Raw genomic sequence first — 6,504 nt, forward strand, 5'->3', positions numbered from 1 at the left:
ACGCCACGTTTTCAAGACGATGCGCGTGCCTTGGCGCAAACCGCCCGTGGCCTGAGCGCGGCGGATCTCGCCGCATTGATGGATATTTCACCCAGCTTGGCCGCGCTGAATGTCGAACGCTTCCAGCGCTTCGATGAGGGGCAAGATGACCTACGCCCGGCAGCGCTTGCCTTTGCCGGTGACACCTATCAGGGGCTTGAGGCGAGCAGCCTTGACGCCGATGATCTGCGCTTTGCGCAAGATCGGCTTTGCATCTTGTCAGGGCTTTACGGCCTGTTGCGCCCGCTTGATGCGATTGCGCCTTACCGCCTTGAAATGGGGAGCCGCATGGCCAATGAGAAGGGTGCAAATCTTTATGCCTATTGGGGTGACAAGATTGCTCGCGCGCTGAACGCGCAAGCAGCCGCGATGAAAAGCGAGACGCTGATCAACTGTGCCTCGGTCGAGTATTTCTCGGCCGTTGATCGCGGCGCGCTGTCCTTGCAGGTGATCACGCCGCAATTTCTTGAGGATAAGCCGGGTGGCCCCAAGATCGTCAGCTTTCATGCGAAAAAGGCGCGCGGCGCGATGGCGCGCTTTATCATCGAGCGGCGGCTGACCGATCCGGCGGGGATTTTGGATTTCGATCTGGGCGGTTATGCCTATGCCGCCGATCTTAGCACGGCGGATAAACCGGCCTTTTTGCGCAGTGCAGAGGCCGCATCACAAAGCGCTGCTTGAACCGGGCAGGGAAACGCGCGTTGGAACGCGCGTGACACGGGCCTTGGAAGGCCCGTCCGCCAGCCCGTCCATCCGCTATCGGTCGCGCAACAGCCGTAGGGCGCACCAGATCGCGGAGCCGCCGAAAAACGCCGTGCCGATGATCCCGATTTCAAGCGAGGCAATGCCGCCGATGCCGTTTGTGGCATAGGCGCCGATCAACAGCGCCATCCCGCCAAGGCTGATGGCAAGTCGCAGCTTCAACTCACCGCGCGAAGGGCCAAATTTGTTGTGATTGGGCATCGGCCAATGGCCGCTGGGTCAAATGCGCAAAAAGACTTGCGCGATCCGTGGCAAAAGCCCGTCAAAGCGCAGCCGCCCATCGGTCGCTACCAAGCAGATGCAATCTTCACCATCATCATCGGCGATGGGCGTGTGATGGGTTTGCTGGCCCGCCACTTCCAGATCGCCGCGCTGAAAATGCCCATCTTCCGAACTATACCCGCCCTGAAGCACCAGCGTCATCTCGGTGCCACGGTGGCTATGTTCCGGCATGGCTTGACCGGCAGGGATATACAAAAGCCGCGCGGTCGCGTCGCCATCGGCGCAAAGCACCGCCTGTTTGGTGCCGCGCGCGATGGATTTCCATTTAACCGCGCTGGCGTCACCGCCAATCATTTTACGCAGGGGGGCGGGGAATACGCCGCCCGTCGGCGCGCTGCGCTCGGTCGGTTGCATGCGCGAGATCTTGGCAAGCGTCTGTTCAAGGCTATCAGGGGCCAGTTCAGCCTCGCCGAGGTCAGACAGAACCGCGCCGCCCAATTCCTCGTAGCCCGCAAGGCGGACACGCGCGTCATCATTGAGCGAGACATGGGCTGCGACGACCAGATCGAAGGCTTGGGGCAATACGCCAGCGGCGTAGCCCATCAAGAGATCGTCAGGAACATGATGGCGAATGGCAGGCATCCGGCCTCCTCAATTCATTGCGTGGCGCAACCTTTCTAGCGCCAACCTAATGCGAGACTTGATCGTGCCAAGGGGTAATCCGGTTTCGGCAGCGATTTCATTATGGGTGAGGTCGCCGAAATAGGCCCGTTCGATCAGGTCACGTTGTTTTTGGGGAAGCTTGCGAACGGCGTCGACAAGTTTCGTGGATTCTTGTTGCAGAGCGATTGCGTCAACCTGATCGGGCGCATCCTCGGGCCCCCAAGGGAGATCCTCGGGCTCGGGGCGCGCATAGCGGCGCAACAGGTCGATCTTGCGGTTGCGCGCAATCGTAAAGATCCACGTCGCGACGGATGCCCGCGACGGGTCGTAAAGATGCGCTTTATGCCAGAGCGTGGCCATCACGTCTTGCATACACTCCTCCGCAAGGGCGTAGTCCGCCCCCGATTTGATCAAGAAGGCTTTTACCCTTGGGGCGAAGTGTCGAAACACTTCGGCAAAGGCCTTTTGATCCTTGTGTTGCGCGATGGAGGTCATACTGGCCACCCAATGCGCTTCTGTCTTTTCCATTGCCGTCACGGTCGGGTCACGCCTTTCTCGCTGACGCATAAAAAGATGGCCGGTACCATCCCCACAGGGCGTCAGCTGGCTGTTCAGCGTGGTCGTTCAACGACAGCATAGCGCGTTTACGGGATTATCCCTAGACTGGATCAAAACTATTTTCTTTGATCTAGCGAGACCGGATACGCGTAACCTAATTAACGCGCTTTTCGATGCTTTTATGGGGACATTGCCGATGCCATTCGAACAACCGGCCGCCGCGCCGAAACGCATTGCCGTGATCGGCGGCGGAATCTCGGGCATGGGCGCGGCTTATCACCTCGCTGATTCGCATCATGTCACCTTGTTCGAGGCCGAGCCGCGCCTTGGCGGGCATGCGCGGACCATCGTCGCGGGCAAACATGGCGATCAGCCGGTCGATACCGGCTTTATCGTGTTCAACTACGCCAACTATCCCAATCTGACCAAGCTCTTCGCGGCCCTCGATGTGCCGGTGACGAAATCGGATATGAGCTTTGCCGCCTCCATCGGCGGTGGGCGGATCGAATACGGGCTGCGCAGCCTTTCGGCGCTGTTTGCGCAAAAGCGCAATCTGGCCAACCCCGCTTTCTTGCGGATGGTGCGTGACCTGTTGCGCTTCAACGCCGGGGCGGAAAAGGTCGCGACCGATGCCACCATCACACTGGGCGAGTTGATGGACCAGATGCAGATGGGCCGCTGGTTCCGCGACTATTACCTCACCCCGATCTCGGGCGCGATCTGGTCCACCCCCAAAGAAGAGATCATGGATTTCCCGGCACAGGCCCTCGTGCGGTTTTTCCGCAATCATCACCTGATGCAGGCGACAGGCCAGCACCAATGGTGGACGGTGCAGGGTGGGTCCATCGAATATGTGACCCGGCTTGAACAAGCCTTGCTGGTCAAGGGTGTCGATATCCGCGTGGCCACCCCGATCACGACGGTCAAGCGGAGTGCCCTTGGGGCTGAGGTCTTGCGCGAAGGGCATTGGGATGTCTTTGACGAGGTGGTGTTTGCCACCCATTCCGATGATAGCCTTGCCATGCTGGCTGACCCCACACCGACCGAGAGCGCGGCGCTGGGTGCCGTGCGCTACCAGCCCAATACCGCCGTGCTGCATGCCGATGCCAGCGCCATGCCCAAGCGGCGCGTGACATGGTCATCATGGAATTACACCGAGCGTCCCGGCTATGAGGGTGGGCCGATTGACCTGACCTATTGGATGAATTGCCTTCAGCCGATCCCGGAAAGCGACCCGCTTTTCGTCACGCTCAACAGCCGTGGGCCGATTGATGAGACATTGATCTATGACACGGCCACCTTCCGCCATCCGGTCTATGATCTTGCAGCGCTGGCCGCCCAAGGCACGGTGCGGGCGATGAACGGTCAAAACAACACATGGTTCTGTGGGGCTTGGATGAAGAACGGCTTTCACGAAGATGGATATGCAAGCGCGCTTGATGTGGTTGACGCGATGGCGGCACGCGATAGGGCGCGCATGGCGGCATGAGCCATGTCGCGCATATCGCGGCCGCGACCTTTCACGGACGCCGTGGCGCGGTGGAGAATGCTTTCACCTATTCCATCGACTATGTGCTGGTGGATGCCGAAGACCCGCATCCGCGCGCGCCGTGGCTTTTTGCGCGCAACCGCGCCGGGCTGACATCGCTGCATGACAGCGATCATGGTGGCCCGCCAAAGCAAGGGCGCGGTGCGGCTTGGGCGCGCGAGGTTTTGAACAGTCACGGGCTTGCCGATGCGACGGGCGGCACCCTACAGCTTTTGGCGCAGCCGCGCATGCTGGGGCATGTGTTCAACCCGGTCTCATTCTGGCTCGCCCATGATGATGCGGGCCAATTGCGCGCGGTGATTGCCGAGGTCTCGAACACCTTTGGCGACAGGCACAGCTATCTGTGTGTCCATCCCGATCAGCGGCCCATCACGCGCGAAGACACGCTCTGCGCACAGAAAATCTTTCATGTCTCGCCCTTTCAGCCCATCGAAGGCGGCTACAGCTTTCGCTTCGATATCCGGGCCGACCGGCTGGGCATCTGGATTGACTATTCCACCGATGGCGAGGGGCTTTTGGCGACGTTGACCGGCAAGCGGCGCGCGCTGTCCACGGGGGCGATCTTGCGCTCGGTGCTGCGCCGCCCCTTTGGCGCGCGCCGTGTGCTGGCGCTGATCCATTGGCAGGCGCTCAAGCTCTGGTGGAAGGGTGCGCCGTTTCACAGACGCCCCACCCCGCCGGAGCAAGATGTTTCCTGAGATGGCACCCGCCCCCTCGCGACCGGGTTATGCGGTGTTTGCCGCGATGTTGGCGGCCGCTGGCCTGCCCATCTATATCCACGCGCCCAAGGTCTATGTTGATGAGTTCGGTGTCGGGCTGACCGCGCTGGCGGGGGTTTTGTTCGCGCTGCGCCTGTTCGATGTGGTGCAAGACCCGGTCTTGGGCTGGCTGGCGCAACGTTTGCGCGGCGCGCGGGCTTTGGCCGTCGCGGGCGGTGTGGCGGTGCTGGCGGCCTCCATGTTCGGGCTTTTCGCGGTGACGCCGCCCATCGCGCCGATCTGGTGGTTTGCGCTGATGATGACGGGGCTCTTCTCGGCCTTTTCATTCTTGACCATCTGCATGTACGCCCAAGGTGTCGCCGCCGCCCCACGGCTTGGCCCGCAAGGCTATCTGCGGCTGGCCGCATGGCGTGAGACGGGCGCGCTCCTCGGCGTCTGCGCCGCCGCCGTCGCGCCGACGCTGTTGGATGCGACGGGAAATCCCTATGGCAATTTCGCGCTGGGCTTTGCCGGGCTTTGCGCGCTGGCCTTGTGGCTGATGCGGGCGCAATGGGGGGCCAGCCTTGTGCCCGCTGACAGCGGCTTTCGCATCGTGCTGGCCGACGCTGTGGCGCGGCGGCTCTTGCTGGTGGCGCTGATGAATGCGGCCCCCGTCGCCGTGTCATCGACACTGTTTTTATTCTATGTCGAAAGCGTTCTGTTGGCCCCGGGGATGGAGGGGCCGCTGTTGCTCTTGTTCTTCCTTGCCGCCGCCGCCACTGCGCCCATCTGGTCGCGTGCAGCCGTGCGGTTCGGTCCGCGCGCCATGCTGCTTGCCGCGATGGCCTTGGCGATTGCGTCCTTTTCATGGGTGCTTTTCTTGGGGCCGGGCGACACGGTCGCATTCGCGCTGGTCTGTCTTGTTTCAGGCGCGGCGCTGGGGGCGGATTTCGCCCTTTTGCCTGCGCTCTTCGCGCGCCGCCTAGAGCAGATCGCCCCCGAGGCTGCGGCGGGTTTCGGCCTTTGGGCCTTTGTCTCTAAGCTGACGCTGGCCTTGGCCGCTGTGGTGCTCTTGCCCGCGCTTGATCTGGCCGGGTTCCGCTCGGGCAGCGATAATCCGCAAGGCGCGCTTGATCTTTTGACCTATCTTTATGCGCTGGTGCCATGCGTGCTGAAACTGGGCGCGATGGCGGTTCTGGCGAGCACGCCGTTGCCGCAAGGCGTGGCCAATCCGATTTGAAGGGGTGATGTGATGCGGGATTTCAAAGGTAAGCGTTATTGGCTGGTTGGCGCATCCGAGGGGTTGGGGCGCGCGCTCGCCCTCAAGCTCAGCCGTGCAGGGGCCGAGGTGATCTTGTCGGCGCGCTCTGCCGAACGGCTTGCCGCGCTCGCCGCCGAATTGCCGGGGCGCTGTCATGTGGTTGCGATGGATGTTGCCGATCGCGACAGCGTGCAAAAGGCCGCCCAAGAGGTGGGCGAGATCGACGGGTTGGTGTTTCTTGCGGGCATCGCCACGCTTCTCAAGGCGCAGGAGTGGGATACCGACAAGGTCGAGCAGATGTTGGATATCAACCTGACGGGTGCGGCCCGCGTGATCGGGCAGGTGATCGGGCCGATGGTGGCGCGGGATGCGGGCCATATCGTGATGATCGGCTCGCTCTCGGCCTATCGCGGCCTGCCGGGATCGATCGGCTATTCCGCGTCAAAGGCGGGGCTGATGGCCTTGGCGGAATCGATGCATGGCGATCTGCGGCACAGCAATATCTGCGTCCAGCTTGCCAATCCGGGCTATATTCAGACGCGGATGCAAGATGACAACCCCCATGCCAAACCCTTTATCATGTCGCCCGAGAAAGCCGCGCAAGAGGTGTTTGAACAGATGAACACCGATATCTTCCACAAAGCCTTTCCCTTTGGCTTCGGCCTGTTGTTTCGCTTTTCGCGCTTGCTACCAATGCGTCTTTACGAGGCGATCTTCTTCCAGCGCTAGGTTGATGTCGATCAAGGACGCAA

General features: G+C 61.6%; 8 protein-coding genes. 5 read left to right on the top strand and 3 right to left on the bottom strand.

Annotated elements, in window-relative coordinates; genetic code table 11:
- Positions 1-720: peroxide stress protein YaaA (yaaA, locus tag KG698_RS14295; protein ID WP_213686236.1), on the top strand; the 720-nt coding region annotated here is incomplete at its 5' end.
- Between the two features lie 75 nt (positions 721-795).
- On the opposite strand, the gene KG698_RS14300 is transcribed toward yaaA, so the two are convergent.
- The 3 genes from KG698_RS14300 to KG698_RS14310 are packed head-to-tail and all read right to left on the bottom strand — an operon-like array spanning position 796 to position 2,214.
- Positions 796-1,002, bottom strand: a complete 207-nt coding sequence (locus KG698_RS14300; RefSeq protein ID WP_213684950.1) for a hypothetical protein — start codon at positions 1,000-1,002, stop codon at positions 796-798.
- Positions 1,003-1,020: 18 nt separating this feature from the next.
- Positions 1,021-1,665 carry a ChrR family anti-sigma-E factor gene (locus KG698_RS14305; protein ID WP_213684951.1) on the bottom strand — a complete coding sequence of 215 codons (645 nt, stop codon included), beginning with the start codon at positions 1,663-1,665 and terminating at the stop codon, positions 1,021-1,023.
- 9 nt (positions 1,666-1,674) lie between these two features.
- Positions 1,675-2,214 (bottom strand): sigma-70 family RNA polymerase sigma factor, encoded by a 540-nt coding sequence (locus KG698_RS14310; RefSeq protein WP_213684952.1) that lies wholly within the window; start codon positions 2,212-2,214, stop codon positions 1,675-1,677.
- A gap of 226 nt (positions 2,215-2,440) precedes the next feature.
- On the opposite strand from KG698_RS14310, the gene KG698_RS14315 reads away from it, so the two are divergent.
- From KG698_RS14315 to KG698_RS14330, 4 genes are read left to right on the top strand one after another with little or no spacing between them, the layout of a single operon-like run.
- Positions 2,441-3,733 (top strand): NAD(P)/FAD-dependent oxidoreductase, encoded by a 1,293-nt coding sequence (locus tag KG698_RS14315; protein WP_213684953.1) that lies wholly within the window; start codon positions 2,441-2,443, stop codon positions 3,731-3,733.
- Positions 3,730-4,491: a DUF1365 domain-containing protein gene (locus tag KG698_RS14320; RefSeq protein WP_213684954.1), complete on the top strand. Its 762-nt coding sequence runs from the start codon at positions 3,730-3,732 to the stop codon at positions 4,489-4,491. Before KG698_RS14315 ends, KG698_RS14320 begins: the two co-directional genes overlap by 4 nt.
- Positions 4,481-5,731, top strand: a complete 1,251-nt coding sequence (locus KG698_RS14325) for an MFS transporter (RefSeq protein WP_300984131.1) — start codon at positions 4,481-4,483, stop codon at positions 5,729-5,731. The genes KG698_RS14320 and KG698_RS14325 overlap by 11 nt, the downstream gene beginning before the upstream one ends.
- 12 nt (positions 5,732-5,743) lie before the next feature.
- Entirely contained in the window at positions 5,744-6,481 is a 738-nt protein-coding gene (locus tag KG698_RS14330) for an SDR family oxidoreductase (protein ID WP_213686237.1), read from the top strand.
- The last annotated feature ends 23 nt before the right edge of the window (positions 6,482-6,504 follow it).

Source organism: Roseicyclus sp. (genome assembly GCF_018402035.1).
In the GTDB taxonomy this organism is placed as follows: Bacteria; Pseudomonadota; Alphaproteobacteria; order Rhodobacterales; family Rhodobacteraceae; genus Roseicyclus.

Excerpts from the sequence above, each read along its gene's own strand:
- KG698_RS14315 (WP_213684953.1), top strand. The coding sequence starts at position 2,441 with ATGCCATTCGAACAACCGGCCGCCGCGCCGAAACGCATTGCCGTGATC.
- KG698_RS14330 (WP_213686237.1), top strand. The coding sequence starts at position 5,744 with ATGCGGGATTTCAAAGGTAAGCGTTATTGGCTGGTTGGCGCATCCGAG.
- KG698_RS14300 (WP_213684950.1), bottom strand. The coding sequence starts at position 1,002 with ATGCCCAATCACAACAAATTTGGCCCTTCGCGCGGTGAGTTGAAGCTG.
- KG698_RS14325 (WP_300984131.1), top strand. The coding sequence starts at position 4,481 with ATGTTTCCTGAGATGGCACCCGCCCCCTCGCGACCGGGTTATGCGGTG.
- KG698_RS14305 (WP_213684951.1), bottom strand. The coding sequence starts at position 1,665 with ATGCCTGCCATTCGCCATCATGTTCCTGACGATCTCTTGATGGGCTAC.
- KG698_RS14320 (WP_213684954.1), top strand. The coding sequence starts at position 3,730 with ATGAGCCATGTCGCGCATATCGCGGCCGCGACCTTTCACGGACGCCGT.
- KG698_RS14310 (WP_213684952.1), bottom strand. The coding sequence starts at position 2,214 with ATGGAAAAGACAGAAGCGCATTGGGTGGCCAGTATGACCTCCATCGCG.